Below are 17,281 nucleotides of genomic sequence, written 5' to 3' on the forward strand. Positions count from 1 at the left end.
AATACAAACCCCCATGCAGCCACTATCGTGCGGTTCGAGATTAATCGCCGTCATCGACTTTGAAACCACCGGCGTCTCGCCCGGCCAGGGCGCGCGCGCGACCGAGGTGGCCATCGTGCTGCTGGAAGGCGGCCAGGTGGTGGACCGGTTCCAGAGCCTGATGAAAACCGGGGTGTGGATTCCGTCCTTCATCACCCAGCTCACCGGCATCACCAACGCGATGGTGAACGCCGCGCCCGACGCGGCGCAGGTGATGCAGGATGCCGCGCGTTTTGTGGGCGATGCGCCCATGGTGGCGCACAACGCATCGTTCGATAGCAAGTTCTGGCAGGCCGAACTGGCCCTGGCCGGACTGCCCGCGCCGCAGCCGTTTGCATGCACGGTGCTGCTGTCGCGGCGCCTGTACCCGCAGGCGCCCAGCCACAAGCTGGGCACGCTGGTGGACTACCACGGCCTGCCGCGCACAGGCCAGGCCCACCGGGCGCTGGCCGATGCCGAGATGGCCGCTGCGCTGCTGGCACGCATGCAGCACGACCTGCGCACCCGCTGGCGGGTGGCCGAGCCCAGCTACGCCTTGCTGCAAACGCTGCAGCGCTGCGCCAAGCCCAAGGTGGGGGCGCTGCTGGCGCAGCATGCGGGGATCTGACACGACCTGCGTGCAGGCAATGCAGCAGCAAAACGACTACCAAATTGATAGCTATCAGCGCTTGATTCACTATCGCTCGGGGCAGTTTTCGCTCGAAATCAGGGCTGGCGACCGCTCTCCAGATCGTCCAGCTGCATCAGCAGCGCGGTGCGCTCCTGCTGGGCCACACTTTTCCAGTCCCGGCCGCTCAGCGCGCCCTCCAGCGCCCACAGCAGGTTGAGGCTGGGTTGCTGCCCCGCCTGGCGCACAGCCACAAAAGCGGGCACGGAGCCCAGTGCACGCAACGCTGCGGGGGTGTGGATACCCGCCGCGTGCAGCATGCGTTCGGACGCCGGGCCCAGGTTGGGCAGGGCGCGTAGCTCAGAGGCGTCGGGCAACGGGCGGACAGACATGGGCGGCATGATGGCGGCGCGGAGCCAGCACGGCAAGCCCCCACACGACGAGGGCAAAGGCACGCACTGCCGATAATCCGCCCAAGCAAGACCGAGGGGCCACGCCGCCAGATGTCGGCGCGCCAGCCCCTGTTGATTCACGACGACAAGAAAGGCTTGGCCATGGGGTATCTGGTACTGGGACTGGTGTTGTTTCTGGGCGTGCACTCGGTGCGCATCGTGGCCGATGGCTGGCGCACGCAGACGCGGGCGCGCCTGGGCGAGATGCCGTGGAAAGGGCTGTATTCGCTGGTGTCGGCCGTGGGCCTGGCGTTCATCGTCTGGGGCTACGGCCTGGCGCGGCAGCAGCCGGTGGTGCTGTGGGTGCCGCCCATCGGCATGCGGCACGCCGCAGCGCTGCTGACGCTGATCGCCTTTGTGCTGCTGGCCGCCACCTATGTGCCGCGCAACGCCCTCAAGGCCCGGCTGCACCACCCCATGGTGCTGGGCGTGAAGGTGTGGGCGCTGGCGCATTTGCTGTCCAACGGCAACCTGGCCGACGTGCTGCTGTTTGGCAGCTTCTTGCTGTGGGCGGTGCTGAGCTTTCGCGCCGCGCGCCAGCGCGACCGGGCGCAGGGCACCGTGTACGCGGCAGGCAGCGCTGCAGGCACGGCGGCGGCTGTGGTGGTGGGTGCAGTGGCCTGGGCGGGCTTTGCGTTCTGGGGCCATGCGTGGCTGATCGGGGTGGCGCCGCTGGGGCGATGATCGAACGCTGGGAAGGCCGGCACCCCAAATGCCGGAGAATCCGCGCTTTGCGTTTTCTCCTTTCTCGCTGAGACCTCTATGACCGAAGCCACCACCCCCAACACCCCCGCCCTGCCGCCCCTGCCCGACCACCTGTCGGTCAACCCCCGCAGCCCGCACCATGTGGCCGCCGTGTTCGAGCACGACATCGGCATCCGCCTGAACGGCAAGGAGCGTTTTGATGTGGAGGAATACTGCATCAGCGAAGGCTGGGTGAAGGTGCCCGCCGGCAAGACGGTGGACCGCAAGGGCCAGCCGCTGCTCATCAAGATCAAGGGCACGGTCGAAGCTTTTTACAAGTGACCGCTGCACGGGCGGCCGCGCCGCTCGCCCCGGGTGCCTGGGTGATCCACTGCGACGGCAGTGCCTGGCCCAACCCGGGGCGCATGGGCCTGGGGGCCGTGCTGACCGGCCCCGACGGGACCGTGCGGCACCAGATCTGCGAAGCCACCACCTTCACCGGCTGCAACAACGAGGCCGAGTTGCGCGCGCTGATGTTGGCGCTGCAGTGGCTCGCGCAGCAGGGCATTGCCACATCAACCCAAGTGCACGTGTTCAGCGACAACAGCGTGCTGGTGGAGCAGCTGGGCGGCCATCCCACGGCACCGATCGCGCGGCTGGCGACGCTGTTTGGCGAAGCACGCCAGGCACTGCGGCAGTTCCCACAAGCCCAGGTCCAGTGGATTCCCCGCCACCGCAATGGCGCGGCCGATACGCTGGCCCGCGCCGCCCTGGGGCTGGCACCCAAGGCCGCCACGCCGCAAGGCCAGACCATCAAAAAGCGCCGCCGGCGCTGAGCCCCCCTCCCGGCACACGCCGTCAGGCCGGGTCGAGCCCCGCAGCCGCACGGTAGGCCTGGATGCGCGGCAGCACCGCCTGGCGACGGGCGATGCTTTGCACAGGCCACAACCCCTCGCGTTCGTAATATTCCGCCACGGCGGGTATCCCCGGCGGCAACACCACCCAGGGCTGTTTGGAGGCCGTGAAGATATGGATGTCGGGCGGCAGGTGGTCGGGCGCATCCAGCGTGCCCACGCGCACAAACGCCATCACGGGCCCCGCGCCTGCGTAGTGGCTCCAGACCGCCACCTGGCAGCGGGGGCAACGCACGATCTGCTGGCCCAGGCCACTTTCTGACGGGGTGTGCACCATCGCCGGGGTGCCCGCGAGCAGCTCCACGCGGTCGGCCTCGATCATCGCGTTCAGCGCAAAGGCAGCGCCGCTTTCGCGCTGGCACCAGCGGCAGTGGCAGCAGTGCACAAACAGTGGGGGCGCCAACAGGCGGTAGCGCACATGGCGGCAGGTGCAGCCGCCTTCCAGTGGGTATTCAGGGGCAGGGTGGGGCATGAGGGGGGCGTCCTTGCAGCGGGGTGAGGGTGAGCACAACACCGGCCTTCAGCCGCAGGCGCGGGCCAGCAGCAGCGCCTTTTCCTGCGCGTTGCGGGTGAGGCTGGCCGCGCGCTCGAACTCGGCACGCGCTTCATCTCCCCGGCCCAGCTTGGCCAACAGGTCGCCGCGCACGCTGGGCAGCCAGTGGTAGTGGCGCAGCAGGGGGTCGCTGGCCAGGGCATCGACCAGCGCCAGCGCGGCCTCCGGCCCCTCGGCCATGCCCACGGCCACGGCGCGGTTCAGTGCCACCACGGGCGAGGGCGCCACCTGCAGCAGTGCGTCGTACAGCGCCACGATGTGGGGCCAGTCGGTGTCTTGCGCCTGCCGGGCGCGTGCGTGGCAGGCCGCGATGGCGCCCTGCAATGCGTACGGCCCCCAGGGCTTGCCGGCGTGCGCGAGTTGCTCGGCCTTGTCCAGGGCGGCCAGGCCCCGGCGCACCAGGAGGTGGTCCCAGCGCGCGCGGTCCTGGTCCATGAGCAGCACGGGCTGGCCTTGTGCATCGGTGCGTGCGGGCAGGCGTGAGGCCTGGATTTCGAGTAGCGCCACCAGGCCTTGCACCTCGGGCTCGTCGGGCGCCAGGCTGGCCAGCACCCGCACCAGGCGCTGGGCTTCGCCACACAGCGCGGGGCGCATCCAATCGTCGCCCGCGGTGGCGGCATAGCCTTCGTTGAAGATGAGGTAGATCACCTCCAGCACCGAGGCCAGGCGCGGCGCGCGCTCGGCCGCCCCGGGCACTTCAAACGGCACACGGGCGGCCGTGAGGCTGCGCTTGGCACGCACGATGCGCTGGGCCACGGTGGGCTCGGGCACCAGGAAGGCGCGCGCGATCTCGGCCGTGGTGAGGCCGCCCAGCAGCCGCAGCGTGAGCGCCACCCGCGCCTCGGTGGGCAGCACGGGGTGGCAGGCGGTGAAGATCAGGCGCAGCAGGTCGTCGCCAATGTCGTCCTGCTCGGCGTGCATCAGGGTGTCCACCACATCGGGCGCGTACTGCGCCTCGAGCGCTTCGAGGTCATGGCCCAGGGCCTCGTGCTCGCGCTGGTGCAGCGCCTGCTGGCGCAGGTGGTCGATGGCGCGGCGCTTGGCGGTCGTCATGAGCCACGCGGCCGGGTTGGCGGGCAGGCCGTCTTTGGGCCAGTGCTCCAGCGCGGCCACCAGGGCGTCTTGCGCCAGTTCCTCGGCCCGGCCCACGTCGCGCGTCATGCGCGCCACGCTGGCAATGATGCGCGCAGCCTCGATGCGCCACACCGAGTCGATGCTGCGGTGCAGGGCATCGCGGTCGGGCAGGGCAGAGGGGTTCACGCGATCAAGAGGTGTGAATGAATCCGGCGCATTCATTCACACCTTCTCAGCCCAGCGCCTTGCTGGCATCCACCATATGCACAAACTCCCAGGTGTGACCATCGAGGTCGTCAAAGCTGCGCGAGTACATGAAACCCAGGTCTTGCGCCGGGCGCGGTGTGGTGCCGCCTGCAGCCACGGCCTTGTCCACCAGCGCATCGACCTCTTCGCGACTGCTGCACGAGAAGCACACCAGCACCTCCGACGTGGTGCGTGCGTCGGCAATCGTTTTGTCGGTGAAGGTTTGATAAAAGCTCTTGACCAGCAGCATCACGAAGAGGCTCTCGCCCACCACCAGGCAGGCGCCCTGGTCGTTGGTGAACTGGGGGTTGAACTCGTAGCCCAGGGCGCGGAAAAACGCCTGCGAGCGGGCCATGTTGTCGATGGGCAGGTTCACGAAAATCTGTGCATGCATGACGACTCTCCAGAAGGGTGATGACGGTAAAGGGAAACGATGGGTTTGGCAAAGGTGAAGGGGCGGTGGCGCGCAATCATGGGGCGGTCTTCTGCGCCACAGCCTGCAGGTTTGCCAGGCCCTCCTCGAAGTCCTGCCCCACCATGCGGTCCATGTTGAACACCAGGTGGGCGATCTTGGCCAGGTAGGGCACGGGGCCCTGCATGGCCCAGGTCACGCGCGTGGCCCCTGCGCCTTCGGGCTGCAGGGTGAATTCCACCTGGTTGTGGGCTTCGAAGGGCTTCACAAAGTCGAGCTTCATGCCCACGCGGCGTGGCGCAGTGGCCTCGACGATCTCCATGCTGCCCACGCCCACCTTGTCGCTCTGCCAGGCGTAGCGAGCGCCGGGGCCGCTGGTGGCGGCGCTGTACTGGCCCTGGATGGCCGGGTCCTTGCGTTCATACGGGTTCCAGGTGTTGAACCAGGGCCTGTTCACCTTATTTTTGCCAGTGCGAAGGCCTCCCCCGCCATGCCAATCTAGGCGCGCGACGACGCCAAGGCCGGGGCCTTGGCTAGGACCGCAACGACGAGTGGTGTGGCGGGGGAGGCCTTCCCTCCGGGTTGCGATGCCCAAGGGCCATCCGCGGCGTTGCCAAGCCTCGCTGGGGCCGCACCCCAGCTTCGTTTGGCGCCTTGCGCCTGGCCCTTGGGCATCGCAACGCATCTGGCAAAAATAAGGTGAACAGGCCCTAACGCAGGTCGTGGATGAGCCCGTACACCCGCTCGGGCGGTGCCGCAATCACGCGGCTGCGCTCCACGCGGAAGGTGTCGGGGCGGGTGGCGGCAAACGCCAGCAGCAGCGCCAGGGCCGCCAGCAGCACGAGGGCGATGGTCTTGATCATGGGGATGTTGTCCTTCACGCTGGGCATCAGCCGCGCAGGGCTTCGAGGTCGCGGAACTGCTCGACGCCATCCACCCCGGCAAAGTCCTCCATCTCATATAGCTGGCGCACTTCGATCTCGGCATCCAGGCCCTCGCCGCGTGGATTGGGAAAGCGGCGGGTCCATTCCAGCGCCTCGTCGCGGCTGCGCACCTGGATGAGTGTGTAGCCCGCGATCAGCTCCTTGGTCTCGGTGAACGGGCCGTCGGTGACGGTGCGGGTGCCACTGGCGCCGTAGCCCACGCGCCAGCCCTTGGCGGAGGGCTGCAGGCCACTGGCGTCCAGCAGCACGCCGGCCCGCGCGAGTTCTTCGTGGTAGCGGGCCATCGCAGTCATCAGGGCTGCGGTCGGCTGGCAGCCCTGTTCGGATTCGGCGGTGGCCTGGATGATGATCATGAAGCGCATGGGGTTCTCCTCAGGGTAGTAAAAAATGCGGAAGCGCCGACGGTCCATGCCAGGTGCTTCACAGTGACGACGAATGGGAGCGCCCGAAATCGACATCCGGATGTGCAAGCCCGGGTGAAACGAGGGTTAACACCTATCCTGGGCGGTTGGCGCGCGGGGCGGGCGAGGGGCCGCCATAGGGAGACTACTGAGCGCCCGCACTGGGTTTTGCAACCCCTGGTCGATACAATTTGTAAAGACTGATTCATCGATCCTGAGACTTCGCCCCGCATCCTCCCGCCCGCCCGCCAGCGAAGTCCCCACGGGGGGACAACCGCCAGCCACACGCAGTGCCTTTGCCATGAAACGAGGATCGACCTATCGACAGCGGCCACACCGCCCATGGGTGGTATTGGGGCTGTGCGCTGGCATGGCGGCAGCCCACGCGCAGTCCGACATCGCCGCCATGGCCGACCTGCCGCTGGAGCAGCTCATGCAGATGCAGGTCACCACGGCCAGCCGGTATGCACAGACGGCCCTGGAGGCCCCGGCGGCCGTGAGCGTGGTGACCGCCGATGACATCCAGCTGTTTGGCTACCGCACGCTGGCCGATGTGCTGGCCAGCATGCGCGGGCTGTACGTGTCCTACGACCGCAGCTACCACTATCTGGGCACACGGGGTTTTGCCACGCCGGGCGACTACAACACGCGGGTGCTGCTGCTGGTCAACGGCGTACGCTTCAACGACAACCTCTACGACCAGGCGAGCATCGGCACGGACTTTCCCATCGACCTGGACCTGGTGGAACGGGTGGAATTTGTGCCTGGCCCCGGGTCGGCGGTGTATGGGGCCAATGCGTTTTTTGGCGTGGTCAATGTCATCACCCGCGACGGTCGCCAGCTGGGCGGGCCCCAGGTGAGCACCGAGGCCGGCAGCCATGGCTACGCCAAGCTGCGGTTTTCGGTAGGCGCCGTCGATGCGCAGGGAGGCGACTGGCTGATCGCGGCCACGCGCTCCACCGCACGCGGGGCCGACCAGTACTACCCCGCGTTCGATGCGCCCGCCAGCCACCAGGGCGTGGCGCACGGCCTGGACTATGACCGCAGCACCCAGCTGTTCGCCCGCATGCGACGCGATGGACTGACGCTGACCCTGGCCCATGGCGAGCGCAGCAAGGGCATCCCGACGGCAGCGTTCTCGCAGGTTTTCAACGACCCGCGCTCGCGGTACATCGACACCAGCACGCGCGTGGCCGCCGAATACACCGCGCAGTGGCAGCCCACGCTGGCCTTCACTGCACGCCTGCACGCAGGGCGCTACCAGTACGTGGGCGACTACGTGTACGACTACCCGCCCGTGACGGTGAACCGAGACGTCGGCACCGGCCAGTGGTGGGGCACCGAATGGCAATGGGTGAGCACCGCCTTGGCGCGGCACAAGCTGTCGTGGGGGCTGGACTACCGGCGCGACACCCGCATCGCGCAGCGCAATGACGACCTGGACCCGCCCGCGCAGTACCTTGACACACGCCGCAACGGCAATGTGCTGGGCGTCTATGTGCAGGATGAGTTTGCACTGCGCCCCGACCTCACGCTGCACACCGGCTTGCGGTGGGGGCAGCAATCGGGCAGCGCGGGCGCCTTGCACCCCCGCCTGGGGCTGGTGTACTGGTGGGACGCGGCCACCGCTGTCAAGCTGCTGCACGGCACGGCCTACCGTCCGGCCAATGCCTATGAACGCGACTACCGAGTGAACCTGCCCGGCGGCGTGGTGGACACCACCAGCATCCGGTCCGAGCGTGTGCGCACCACCGAACTGGCCGTGGAGCATGCCCCGACCGGGGCCACGCGCCTGCTGCTGACGGCGTTCCGGTCGGGGGTGAGCGACCTGATCTCGCTGGACAGCCTGGGCCACTCGGACCGGCTCACCTTCAACAACACCCGCACCGTCAAGGTGCATGGCCTGGAGGCCGAGGCCGAACAACGCTGGGCGGGCGGGCGGCGCCTGCGCGTGGCCTACGGGTGGCAAAAGGCGCGGGACCCGTCAACGGATGGAGCGCTGACCAACTCGCCCCGGCACCTGCTCAAGCTCCAGTGGTCCGACGTATTGCACACGCCCGCGAACTGGGGCTGGAACCCGGGCCGCTACGCCATCGAGGCCATCGGCATCGGCCCGCGCAACACCGTGCTCAACGCCCGCCTGCCCGGGCATGTGCTGACCCATCTGACCTATTCCACGCGCATCGCGGATGTGGATGTATCGCTGGGGGTGTACAACCTGTTCAACCGCCGCTACGCCGACCCCGCTTCGTTCGAGGTGCGGGAAGATGCGCTCCGGCAGGACGGGCGTACCTACCGCATCAAGCTGACGTACGCGTTCTGAGCCATGGCCTATTCCCTGCGATTGCGCACGCTGCTGGCGATCTGCCTGTGGACGGTGTGTGGCGTGGGCACCAGTGCAGCCCGTGCCAACGAGCCCGTGGCTGACCTGGACCTCAAGGCCGCCTACATCTTCAACTTCATCCAGTTCATCGACTGGCCCGACAGCGATGGCGCGCCCGGCAATGACGTCACGGTGTGCGTGTCTGCCTTCAGCCCGCTCAAGCGCGCCCTGACTGCGCTCGATGGCAAACCGGCCACCAAGGGCCGCACCGTGCGCGTGCGGTTGCTGGATCTGCCGGCGATTCGTGGCTGCCGCGTGCTCATCGTCCACAACGCGGAAGTGGAACCTGTTCTGCGGCTGCTTCGTACCCTGCCTCCATCCCACGGCATCCTCACCGTGTCGGACGAAATCACCTTTGTGAATCCTGAAATCGTCATCGCCCTGGCCCAGCAGGAAGGACGTGTGGTGTTCGGCATCAGCCCCGACGCCGCCAACAAGGCCGGCCTCGTCATCAGCTCACGGTTGCTGCGGCTGGCCAGGGGAGGCCGGTGAAAACACACCCCTCTGAAGCCGGCACCGCAGCGCCCGCAAGCCCGGCGACACATGGCCTGCTGTCATCGCGCCTGGTGGTCACCGGCATCCTGGCCGCAGGCATGGCGCTACTGACCGTGGTGCTGGCGCTCACCGGCGTGGACTACTGGAGCACCCGCGCGTCCATGCTGCAAGACAGCCGGGTGGAAGCTGCCATCGTGGCCGACAACATCTCGGCGGCCGTGGTGTTCCGCGACACCAGCACCGCCAACGAAATGCTGGGCGCGCTGCGGTCGTCGTCCATGGTGATCAGCGCCACGGTGTACGACAAGGATGGCGTGCTGTTCGCGCATTACGCGCGCGACCGCGACCCGGACTTTCCCACCACGCTGCGTGCGACGGGACTGGACGGCGCCGCAGAGCGCGCAGGCTGGCGCATGCTGGAGATCGCCCGGCCCGTCGAGGCGTCTGGCACCACCTGGGGCACGCTGTACATCCGCAAGTCGATGGCGGCGGTATACATGCGGCTGGGCATCCGGTTTGGCACCGCCTTGTTGATCGCCATTTGCGTGATGGCCATGGCCACCGCCATGGTGCTGCGCAGCCGCGCTGCTGTGCGCGAGGCCGAGAACCGCTTGCACGCGCTGGCCCACACCGACGCCGTCACCGGCACGGGCAACCGGCACGCGTTCAACGAGCGGCTGGCCGCCGAGCTGCAGGGCGCACGCGGTGCGGGCTACCGGGTGGCACTGGTGTACATCGACCTGGACAACTTCAAGACACTCAACGACACCTTCGGCCATGCGGCGGGGGACGGCCTGTTGCGCCAGGTGGCTCGGCGCCTGCAATCTGTGGTGCGCAGCACCGACACCATCTCGCGCCTGGGGGGCGACGAGTTTGCGTTGATCCTGCGGCTGGACATGGATGACGCGGCGCTGGAGAAATACTCCCAGCGCATCGTCAGCGTCTTCCAGGCCGCTTACACCGAGGTCGGCCAGCAGGTCAACGTGACCTGCAGCGCAGGCATTGCCACGTTTCCCGACGATGCGATGGACATGGACGCGCTGGTGAGCAACGCCGACACCGCCATGTACCGCGCCAAGGAGATGGGCAAGAACCGCTGCGTGCGGTTTGATGCGTCGATGAACCTGGCCGTGGTGCGGCGCCAGGCCATTGAACAGGCGCTGCGTGCCGAGCTGGAGCAGGGCACCGGTTTGGCGCTGCACTACCAGCCCCTGTTTGCCGCCAGCGACCGGGCCCTGGTCGGCGCCGAGGCCTTGCTGCGTTGGACGCATGCGGAGCTGGGTTCCGTGTCGCCGCTCGAAGCCGTGTCGGTGGCCGAGGACTGCGGACTCATTGCCCCGCTGGGCTACTGGGTGATGCGTACCGCCTGCCGCGACGCCGCACAGTGGAAAGGGGGCCCGCCCCTGCGCGTGGCCGTGAACATCTCGGCGCGGCAGCTGGGTGACCCACAGTTTCTGGAACGCGTGATGGACATCCTGCGCGAAGAGGGCCTGCCCGCGCACCTGCTGGAAATCGAGCTGACCGAAACCGTGCTGATGGAAAACATGGAGGCCGGCGCCCACACGCTGCACCGGTTGAGCCAGCTGGGCATTCACCTGGCCATCGATGACTTTGGCACCGGCTACTCGTCACTGGCATATCTGCGCCAGTTGCCCATGCGGCGCCTGAAGATCGACCGCAGCTTTGTCAAAGACCTGCCGGGGCAGGAGCACAGCCGTGCCATCGTCACCGCCATTGTGGCGCTGGCGCACGGCCTGGGGCTGCAGGTGACCGCCGAGGGCGTGGAAACCCAGGAGCAGGCCGACTACCTGGTGCGGCAAGGCTGCGATGTGCTGCAGGGCTATGTGTTTGCACGCCCCATGCCTGCGCCGCAGTTTCTGGCGCTGCAGGCAGGCGCTTTGGCTTGATTCAATCCACCGCGCCGTGGTAGCAGGGCGCCAGTTCGCGCACCTCCACGGTGGCCCACTCGGCGGCCGGGCATCCGCGGGCAATGGCAACGGCCTCGTCGCGCGTGGCGCAGTCGATCAGAAAGAAGCCGCCCACCATTTCCTTGGTCTCGGCAAACGGCCCATCGGTCAGGCGGGTCTGCCCTTCGCGCACCTGCAGCCGCACCGCCTGCTCGGTCGAGGCCAGCGACTCGCTGGCGCGCAACAGGCCCCGGGCCTGCAGACCCGCACCAAAGCGCTGCATGCGGGCATAGGCCTCCTGGCCATCGGCCAGGCCCCGCTCGGCGCGCTGGCCGTGGGGTTCCATGATGAGCAACAGGTAAGGCATGGGATCTCCTGAATCGGGGCCAATCGTGCCAGCCGCCATGGGCAGTGGCAGAGCTGGGGGCATTCAAGGGCGTCATGCTACCAGCCTCATTTGCTACATATTTGATAGCTAATTAGGCATATACAACCAGCGCCATAGGCAGATTTCATGCAAATGGTTGCGCACCGCAGCATCGCTGTGCTATCTTTGGTCCCCTATGCAACGCAGCATGCTCCTATCCACCCTATCGCTAGGCCTAGTGCCTGGCCGGGGTCTGCCTGCGTTCGCCACCGTTGCCGTTTTGCGCAACACCTGATTTCCCCCTGACCCCGGCCCGCGAACCAGCCTTTGCACACGCAAAGGGCTGCAGGGGATGTCATTCGTTTTGATTTCTTTCGATTCCGATTGACCCGTGCACCGTGCCTGATTGGCACACCGCACACACCGTTCGTGGAGCCCCTCATGATTGCCAAGCCCGCCACCAAATACCAACCCATCGCCCCCATTGCGCTCGCCGACCGCCAATGGCCCAACCGCAGCATCACCCAGGCGCCCGTGTGGCTCTCCACCGACCTGCGCGATGGCAACCAGGCCTTGTTCGAGCCCATGAACGGCGAGCGCAAGATGAAGCTCTTTCACGAGCTGGTGCGTATCGGCTTCAAGGAGATCGAAGTCGGCTTTCCCGCCGCGTCGCAAATCGATTTCGACTTTGTGCGCCGCCTCATCGACGAAAACCTCATCCCCGACGACGTGACCATCATGGTGATGACCCAGTCGCGCGAGGACCTGATCGCACGCACCGTGGAGGCCGTGAAAGGCGCACCCCGCGCCATCGTCCACTTGTACAACGCCACCGCGCCCGCGTGGCGCCGCATCGTGTTTGGCATGAACGTGACGCAGGTGATGCAGCTCATCGCGCACCATGTGGGCTACCTCAAGCAGCTCACCGACGCCCAGCCCGAAACGCAGTGGACCCTGCAGTACTCGCCCGAGACCTTCAGCGCCACCGAACTCAGCGTATCCCTCAAGGCCTGCCAGACGGCGGTTGCCGCATGGAATGCGGGCCCTGGCCGCCCCATCATCATCAACCTGCCCACCACGGTGGAAAACGCCACGCCCAACGTGTTTGCCGACCAGATCGAGTGGATGGATCGCCACCTGTCGCCACGCGAGCACATCGTGTTGTCGGTGCACCCGCACAACGACCGGGGCACAGGCGTGGCGGCGGCCGAGTTGGCCATGATGGCCGGTGCCGACCGTGTGGAAGGCTGCCTCTTTGGCAACGGTGAGCGCTGCGGCAACGTGGACATCGTGACCTTGGCGCTCAACATGTACACGCAGGGCGTGCACCCGAACCTTGACTTCTCGGACATCACCTCGGTCGCGCGCATTGCCGAAGAATGCACCTCGCTGCCCGTGCATCCACGCCACCCGTATGCGGGCGACCTGGTGTTCACCGCGTTCTCGGGCTCGCACCAGGATGCGATCAAGAAGGGCTTTGCTGCGCAAGACCCGAACGCCTTGTGGGAAGTGCCCTACCTGCCCATCGACCCGGCCGACCTCGGCCGCACGTATGACAGCGTGATCCGGGTGAACAGCCAGTCGGGCAAGGGCGGCATCGCGTTCTTGCTCGAACGTGAACATGGCGTGGTGATGCCGCGCCGCATGCAGGTGGAGTTCAGCGCCGTGGTGCAGCGCCAGACGGACGCGAGCGAAAGCGAGATGACGGGCGACGCGTTGTGGAGCCTGTTCCAGGCCACTTACCTGCAGGCACCCGTACACGCCACAGTACAAGCCGCCATCACCTGCCACAGCCACCGCATCGATGAAGACGGCCAGGGCATCGAGCTGGACGTGACCATCGACGGCACGCGCCAGACCCTGCGCGGCCAGGGCAACGGGCCGATTGCAGCTACGGTGGACGCGCTCGGTCTGCCACTGCGGGTGGACCACTACGAGGAACGCGCCACCGGCACGGGCGCCAACGCGCAGGCGATGGCCATTGTGGAAGCAGCCATGGACGGCGTGGCAGGTTCCACCTTTGGGGCAGGCGCCAGCCACAACATCGTGACTGCCTCGGTGCAAGCGATTGTGAGCGTGGCCAACCGGTTGATGGCGCGGCGGCCTGCGTTGCATCCGGAAGCAACTTCCCTGGCCGAGTGACCGAAACCCGCATGGAAATTCTTACCGCATCGACCCGGGATGCGCCCGCCATCAGCGCGCTTGCGTTGTCGGTGGCGCACTTCTTCACGCTGGACAAAGACGGGCGTGGTGCGGAGGCGTTTTTACAGACCCTGCAGCCCGAGGCGGTGGCGCTACGGCTGCAGAGTCCATCGTTCAAGACCTGGGTGGGGTGGACACGCAACAACACCTTGGCGGGCGTCGTGGTGGTGCGGGAGGACAGCCACCTGTTCCATCTGTTTGTGGCCGAGGCTTTCCAGGGACTTGGCTACGGGCAGCAACTGTGGCAACACGCCCTGTCCCATATCGCTGCCGGCCCTGCACCGGGCATCACAGTCAACGCGACACCCCATGCCCGGGGCTTCTATGAGCGCATGGGGTTTTTGGCAACGGGTCCCAGGGTGGAGACCCACGGGGTTGCATTCATTCCGATGCGGCGCGCCAGCGATGCATCCAGCATGGCGTACAAACAGGCCGCAGGGAATACCCCGTTCTGACGGGGATCGACAGGGGGTTTTCTCAGGCACTGCCAGCGGCCTGCGCAAGGCTTGGCGCGCAAAGACCTTGGGAAGCCTGGGTAAAGTGCAGGGAGCCGTGCAAGTCCAGTAACCTCGGGCCCATGCGCGCCTTTCACAGCCTGAGCCTTGCCGCCTGCACCGCCGCCCTGCTGGTGCTGGCCGGTTGCAGTACATCGCGGCCTCCGTCCCCCTCGTCGCCACCGCAGGCTGCCACACGCACGGCGCCGCCGCTCACGCCGGAGCAGGCACACGACATTGCTATCCACGCGCTGGGCCTGGTGGGCACGCCGTATCGCTACGGCGGCAACACCCCGGACTCGGGCTTTGATTGCAGCGGCCTGATCGGCTATGTGTACCGCAACCAGGTGGGTACACCACCGCCGCGCACGGTGGCCCAGCTCAACACCTGGGGCTATCCCATCGACGGCAGCGAGCTGCGCGCCGGCGACCTGGTGGTGTTTGGCACAGGCCGCCAGCCCAGCCACGCGGGCATCTATGTGGGCGAAGGGCGGTTCGTGCATGCGCCGTCCACCGGCGGCACGGTGCGGCTGGACCACCTGCAGTCGCGCCACTGGGCGCGGCAGAATGCGGCGTTCCGCAGGCCGTAGAGGCTCCCCCTGAGGCGCTGCGCGCCTTCCCCCAAGGGGACGACGCACTCGCTGCGGGGCGGCCCTTGCTCTGCGTCTCGCGCGGGGGCCGCGCCGGTAACTAGCAACGTGCCTCGATTCGGCCTGTGATCGGGCTCCGCGACAATCGGGGCCACCATGACCCACGCACACCGCTCCGCCACCCCCATCTCCACCCACGACACCACCCGCATTGATGACACGCGCATCAAGGCCGTGCGCCCACTGATCACACCGGCGCTGCTGCAGGAATGGCTGCCCACGCCCGATGCGGCGCTGACCCTGGTCGAATCCAGCCGCGCTGCCATTTCGCGCATCCTGCATGGGCAGGACGACCGGCTGATCGTGGTGGTAGGGCCTTGCTCTATCCACGACCATGGCCAGGCCATGGACTATGCGCGCCAGCTGAAAGCACAGGCCGATGCACTGCAGGACGACCTGCTCATCGTGATGCGGGTGTACTTTGAAAAGCCGCGCACCACTGTGGGCTGGAAGGGCTACATCAACGATCCGCATCTGGACGGCAGCTTTGCCATCAACGAGGGGCTGGAGCTGGCCCGCCAGCTGCTGCTGGACGTGCTGGCACTGGGCCTGCCCGTGGGCACCGAGTTCCTGGACCTGCTCTCGCCGCAGTTCATCAGTGACCTGGTGAGCTGGGGCGCGATTGGCGCGCGCACGACCGAGAGCCAGAGTCACCGGCAGCTGGCCAGCGGCCTGTCGTGCCCCGTGGGTTTCAAGAACGGCACCGATGGTGGCGTGAAGGTGGCGAGCGACGCCATCCTGGCGGCCAGCGCCGCGCACGCCTTCATGGGCATGACCAAGATGGGCCAGGCCGCGATCTTTGAAACGCGCGGCAACCAGGACTGCCACGTGATCCTGCGCGGCGGCAAGCAGCCCAACTACAGCGCCGCCGATGTGGATGCGACCTGCGCCGTGCTCAAGGCCGCCGGCCTGCGCGAGCAGGTGATGATTGACGTGAGCCACGCCAACAGCAGCAAGCAGCACCAGCGCCAGATCACGGTGGCGGCAGAAGTGGCGCAGCAGATTGCCGCAGGCGACGCACGCATCACCGGCCTGATGATCGAGAGCCACCTGCAGGAAGGCCGCCAGGACATCGTGCCCGGCCAGCCGCTGGCGCATGGCGTGTCGGTGACGGATGCCTGCATCAGCATGGCGCAAACCGTGCCGGTCCTTGAAGGACTGGCAGCAGCAGTGCGGGCGCGGCGCCAGAAGGCCTGACGCATCCGACGCAGCTTGTACTCGGCTGGCACGCCTGGCGTCAGGCTGCGCTATCAGCCCTGGGGCGGCCTCGTGGCCCCCAGGTCGATGTTGCGCGCCGTGGCCAGCAGCGTAGCGCACAGCCGCTCCTGCCCGGCGGCATCCACTGCCCACACGTCGGCGGCACAGACGGTGAGCAGGCGCCCCGCATCCACCACGCGGCCTCGCGCCCGCAGGCACTCGCCCTGGGCAGGGGCCACAATTTTCAAGGTGGTGTCCACCGTGGCATTGGTCCAGCCGGGTGGCAACACGCTGCCTGCTGCCGCCACCGCCGCAAAGTCGGCCACCGCAAACACGGCCGTGGCCTGCAACTGGCCGGGGCGAAAGCTGAAAGCCTCGCTCACCGGTATCTCCACCTCCACCCGGCCGGGCTCGGCATGGACAAAGCGCAGCCCCAGCGTGCGGGCCATCGGCATGGCCAGCACCACGGCCTGCAGGGTTTCCATGGCGCTGCGGGGTGTGCTGGACAAAGCATCGCGGGGCACAGGTGTGAGTGGGGCTGTCATGGTGGGGGTCTCCAGGGGATGGGGTGTTTGGGTGCTGCGAGGGGTCTAGGGTTTGCGGGCCGACGGGGCACGCACACGCGGCCAGGGCTTGGTAGATGCAGTGGCTGCGCCCGAGGGTGTTTGCCGACCCGGGGTTTTTGATCGCTGCTTCTTGAGCAACTGGCCACGCAACCAGGCCTGGTGCGCCTGCACGGTGGATTTTTGGGACTGCAGCGCAGCGATCTGCTGGTCGATCGCGTCCACACGCGCCTGCAAGGCCTGCACCATGTCGTCAATGCCGAGGGTGCCGGCGCGGTATTCATCCAGGCGAAGGGCAATCTGCGGCAGGCTGAAGCCCAGCTGGCGGGACATGGCGATAAACACCACCTCGCGCCGCATGCGGGCCGGATAGTCGCGGTAGCCGTTAACCCGGCGATCGGGGTGGATGAGCCCCAGCCGCTCGTAGTGGCGCAGCGCGTGGACGGACACCGAGGCCTGTTGCGCGAGTTCGGAAATCTGCATGGGGCCACGTTAGCAAGCCTCGTGCTGCGCGAAGGTTGCCTGGGTGACTGCCCGAGGTCAAAACACTGTGTTTTTTGGGACAAACCCCCATGGGCGCACGTCGCCAGCGAGGACTGTGCGGTGTAGCATTCACACTCTTTGCCACAGTGCCTGTGGCGCTGTGGTCCCATGCGCGCGTTGCGGCAGCATTGCACGCACCCACCTATTGCCTGAT

At 67.2% G+C, this 17,281-nt stretch carries 19 protein-coding genes and 2 pseudogenes; 11 read left to right on the top strand and 10 right to left on the bottom strand.

Going from position 1 to position 17,281, the window contains the following annotated elements; genetic code table 11:
* Positions 1 to 13: 13 nt before the first annotated feature.
* Positions 14 to 646 carry a 3'-5' exonuclease gene (locus tag C8C95_RS09730; RefSeq protein ID WP_116748451.1) on the top strand — a complete coding sequence of 211 codons (633 nt, stop codon included), beginning with the start codon at positions 14 to 16 and terminating at the stop codon, positions 644 to 646.
* Positions 647 to 744: 98 nt separating this feature from the next.
* On the opposite strand, the gene C8C95_RS09735 is transcribed toward C8C95_RS09730, so the two are convergent.
* Positions 745 to 1,038 carry a TfoX/Sxy family protein gene (locus tag C8C95_RS09735; RefSeq protein WP_116750217.1) on the bottom strand — a complete coding sequence of 98 codons (294 nt, stop codon included), beginning with the start codon at positions 1,036 to 1,038 and terminating at the stop codon, positions 745 to 747.
* Positions 1,039 to 1,200: 162 nt separating this feature from the next.
* Here C8C95_RS09735 and C8C95_RS09740 point away from each other — a divergent pair, with 162 nt between their 5' ends.
* The 3 genes from C8C95_RS09740 to C8C95_RS09750 all read left to right on the top strand — a co-directional run bounded on the left by C8C95_RS09740 (position 1,201) and on the right by C8C95_RS09750 (position 2,618).
* A complete protein-coding gene (locus tag C8C95_RS09740; RefSeq protein WP_056742546.1) occupies positions 1,201 to 1,782 on the top strand; it encodes an NnrU family protein in 582 nt (193 codons plus the stop codon).
* A 78-nt stretch (positions 1,783 to 1,860) separates the two neighbouring features.
* Positions 1,861 to 2,124 (top strand): DUF3297 family protein, encoded by a 264-nt coding sequence (locus C8C95_RS09745; protein ID WP_015011863.1) that lies wholly within the window; start codon positions 1,861 to 1,863, stop codon positions 2,122 to 2,124.
* The gene (locus C8C95_RS09750) at positions 2,121 to 2,618 is read left to right on the top strand and encodes a ribonuclease HI family protein (protein ID WP_116748452.1); all 498 of its coding nucleotides are present in this window, start codon (positions 2,121 to 2,123) and stop codon (positions 2,616 to 2,618) included. The genes C8C95_RS09745 and C8C95_RS09750 overlap by 4 nt, the downstream gene beginning before the upstream one ends.
* Before the next feature lie 22 nt (positions 2,619 to 2,640).
* Here the strand turns inward: C8C95_RS09750 and C8C95_RS09755 are convergent, their stop codons facing one another.
* The 6 genes and pseudogenes from C8C95_RS09755 to C8C95_RS09780 form a co-directional block, all read right to left on the bottom strand.
* Positions 2,641 to 3,168: a GFA family protein gene (locus tag C8C95_RS09755; protein ID WP_116748453.1), complete on the bottom strand. Its 528-nt coding sequence runs from the start codon at positions 3,166 to 3,168 to the stop codon at positions 2,641 to 2,643.
* Between the two features lie 48 nt (positions 3,169 to 3,216).
* On the bottom strand, positions 3,217 to 4,509 hold the full coding sequence (locus C8C95_RS09760) for an RNA polymerase sigma factor (protein ID WP_165836527.1): 1,293 nt from the start codon (positions 4,507 to 4,509) through the stop codon (positions 3,217 to 3,219).
* Between the two features lie 46 nt (positions 4,510 to 4,555).
* On the bottom strand, positions 4,556 to 4,963 hold the full coding sequence (locus C8C95_RS09765; protein ID WP_116748454.1) for a VOC family protein: 408 nt from the start codon (positions 4,961 to 4,963) through the stop codon (positions 4,556 to 4,558).
* 76 nt (positions 4,964 to 5,039) lie between these two features.
* Positions 5,040 to 5,423, bottom strand: a pseudogene (locus tag C8C95_RS09770) (SRPBCC family protein); the annotation flags it as partial.
* Positions 5,424 to 5,694: 271 nt separating this feature from the next.
* A pseudogene (locus C8C95_RS09775) lies at positions 5,695 to 5,844 on the bottom strand (polyketide cyclase); the annotation flags it as partial.
* Positions 5,845 to 5,870: 26 nt separating this feature from the next.
* Positions 5,871 to 6,287: a YciI family protein gene (locus tag C8C95_RS09780; RefSeq protein WP_116750219.1), complete on the bottom strand. Its 417-nt coding sequence runs from the start codon at positions 6,285 to 6,287 to the stop codon at positions 5,871 to 5,873.
* A 409-nt stretch (positions 6,288 to 6,696) separates the two neighbouring features.
* Between C8C95_RS09780 and C8C95_RS09785 the strand changes: the two genes are divergently transcribed.
* The 3 genes from C8C95_RS09785 to C8C95_RS09795 are packed head-to-tail and all read left to right on the top strand — an operon-like array spanning position 6,697 to position 11,111.
* A complete protein-coding gene (locus C8C95_RS09785) occupies positions 6,697 to 8,649 on the top strand; it encodes a TonB-dependent receptor (protein ID WP_243415667.1) in 1,953 nt (650 codons plus the stop codon).
* Positions 8,650 to 8,652: 3 nt separating this feature from the next.
* Complete coding sequence (locus C8C95_RS09790) at positions 8,653 to 9,201, top strand: YfiR family protein (RefSeq protein WP_116748455.1); 549 nt, start codon at positions 8,653 to 8,655, stop codon at positions 9,199 to 9,201.
* Positions 9,198 to 11,111 (top strand): EAL domain-containing protein, encoded by a 1,914-nt coding sequence (locus C8C95_RS09795; protein ID WP_243415668.1) that lies wholly within the window; start codon positions 9,198 to 9,200, stop codon positions 11,109 to 11,111. The genes C8C95_RS09790 and C8C95_RS09795 overlap by 4 nt, the downstream gene beginning before the upstream one ends.
* A gap of 1 nt (position 11,112) precedes the next feature.
* Here C8C95_RS09795 and C8C95_RS09800 read toward each other — a convergent pair whose 3' ends face one another.
* A complete protein-coding gene (locus tag C8C95_RS09800) occupies positions 11,113 to 11,478 on the bottom strand; it encodes a YciI family protein (protein ID WP_116748456.1) in 366 nt (121 codons plus the stop codon).
* Positions 11,479 to 11,919: 441 nt separating this feature from the next.
* On the opposite strand from C8C95_RS09800, the gene leuA reads away from it, so the two are divergent.
* From leuA to C8C95_RS09820, 4 genes are all read left to right on the top strand, one after another.
* Complete coding sequence (leuA, locus tag C8C95_RS09805) at positions 11,920 to 13,620, top strand: 2-isopropylmalate synthase (protein WP_116748457.1); 1,701 nt, start codon at positions 11,920 to 11,922, stop codon at positions 13,618 to 13,620.
* Positions 13,621 to 13,631: 11 nt separating this feature from the next.
* Positions 13,632 to 14,135: a GNAT family N-acetyltransferase gene (locus C8C95_RS09810; protein WP_116748458.1), complete on the top strand. Its 504-nt coding sequence runs from the start codon at positions 13,632 to 13,634 to the stop codon at positions 14,133 to 14,135.
* A gap of 122 nt (positions 14,136 to 14,257) precedes the next feature.
* Complete coding sequence (locus C8C95_RS09815) at positions 14,258 to 14,764, top strand: C40 family peptidase (protein ID WP_116748459.1); 507 nt, start codon at positions 14,258 to 14,260, stop codon at positions 14,762 to 14,764.
* Positions 14,765 to 14,920: 156 nt separating this feature from the next.
* A complete protein-coding gene (locus C8C95_RS09820) occupies positions 14,921 to 16,021 on the top strand; it encodes a 3-deoxy-7-phosphoheptulonate synthase (RefSeq protein WP_116748460.1) in 1,101 nt (366 codons plus the stop codon).
* Between the two features lie 53 nt (positions 16,022 to 16,074).
* Here the strand turns inward: C8C95_RS09820 and C8C95_RS09825 are convergent, their stop codons facing one another.
* Together C8C95_RS09825 and C8C95_RS09830 are read right to left on the bottom strand one after the other, a co-directional pair.
* Entirely contained in the window at positions 16,075 to 16,506 is a 432-nt protein-coding gene (locus C8C95_RS09825) for a PaaI family thioesterase (RefSeq protein WP_116750222.1), read from the bottom strand.
* Between the two features lie 105 nt (positions 16,507 to 16,611).
* Positions 16,612 to 17,067, bottom strand: a complete 456-nt coding sequence (locus tag C8C95_RS09830) for a MerR family DNA-binding transcriptional regulator (protein ID WP_116748461.1) — start codon at positions 17,065 to 17,067, stop codon at positions 16,612 to 16,614.
* Positions 17,068 to 17,281: the final 214 nt, after the last annotated feature.

Origin of the sequence: Acidovorax sp. 99 (genome assembly GCF_003096455.1) — a bacterium.
In the GTDB taxonomy this organism is placed as follows: Bacteria; Pseudomonadota; Gammaproteobacteria; order Burkholderiales; family Burkholderiaceae_C; genus Acidovorax; species Acidovorax delafieldii.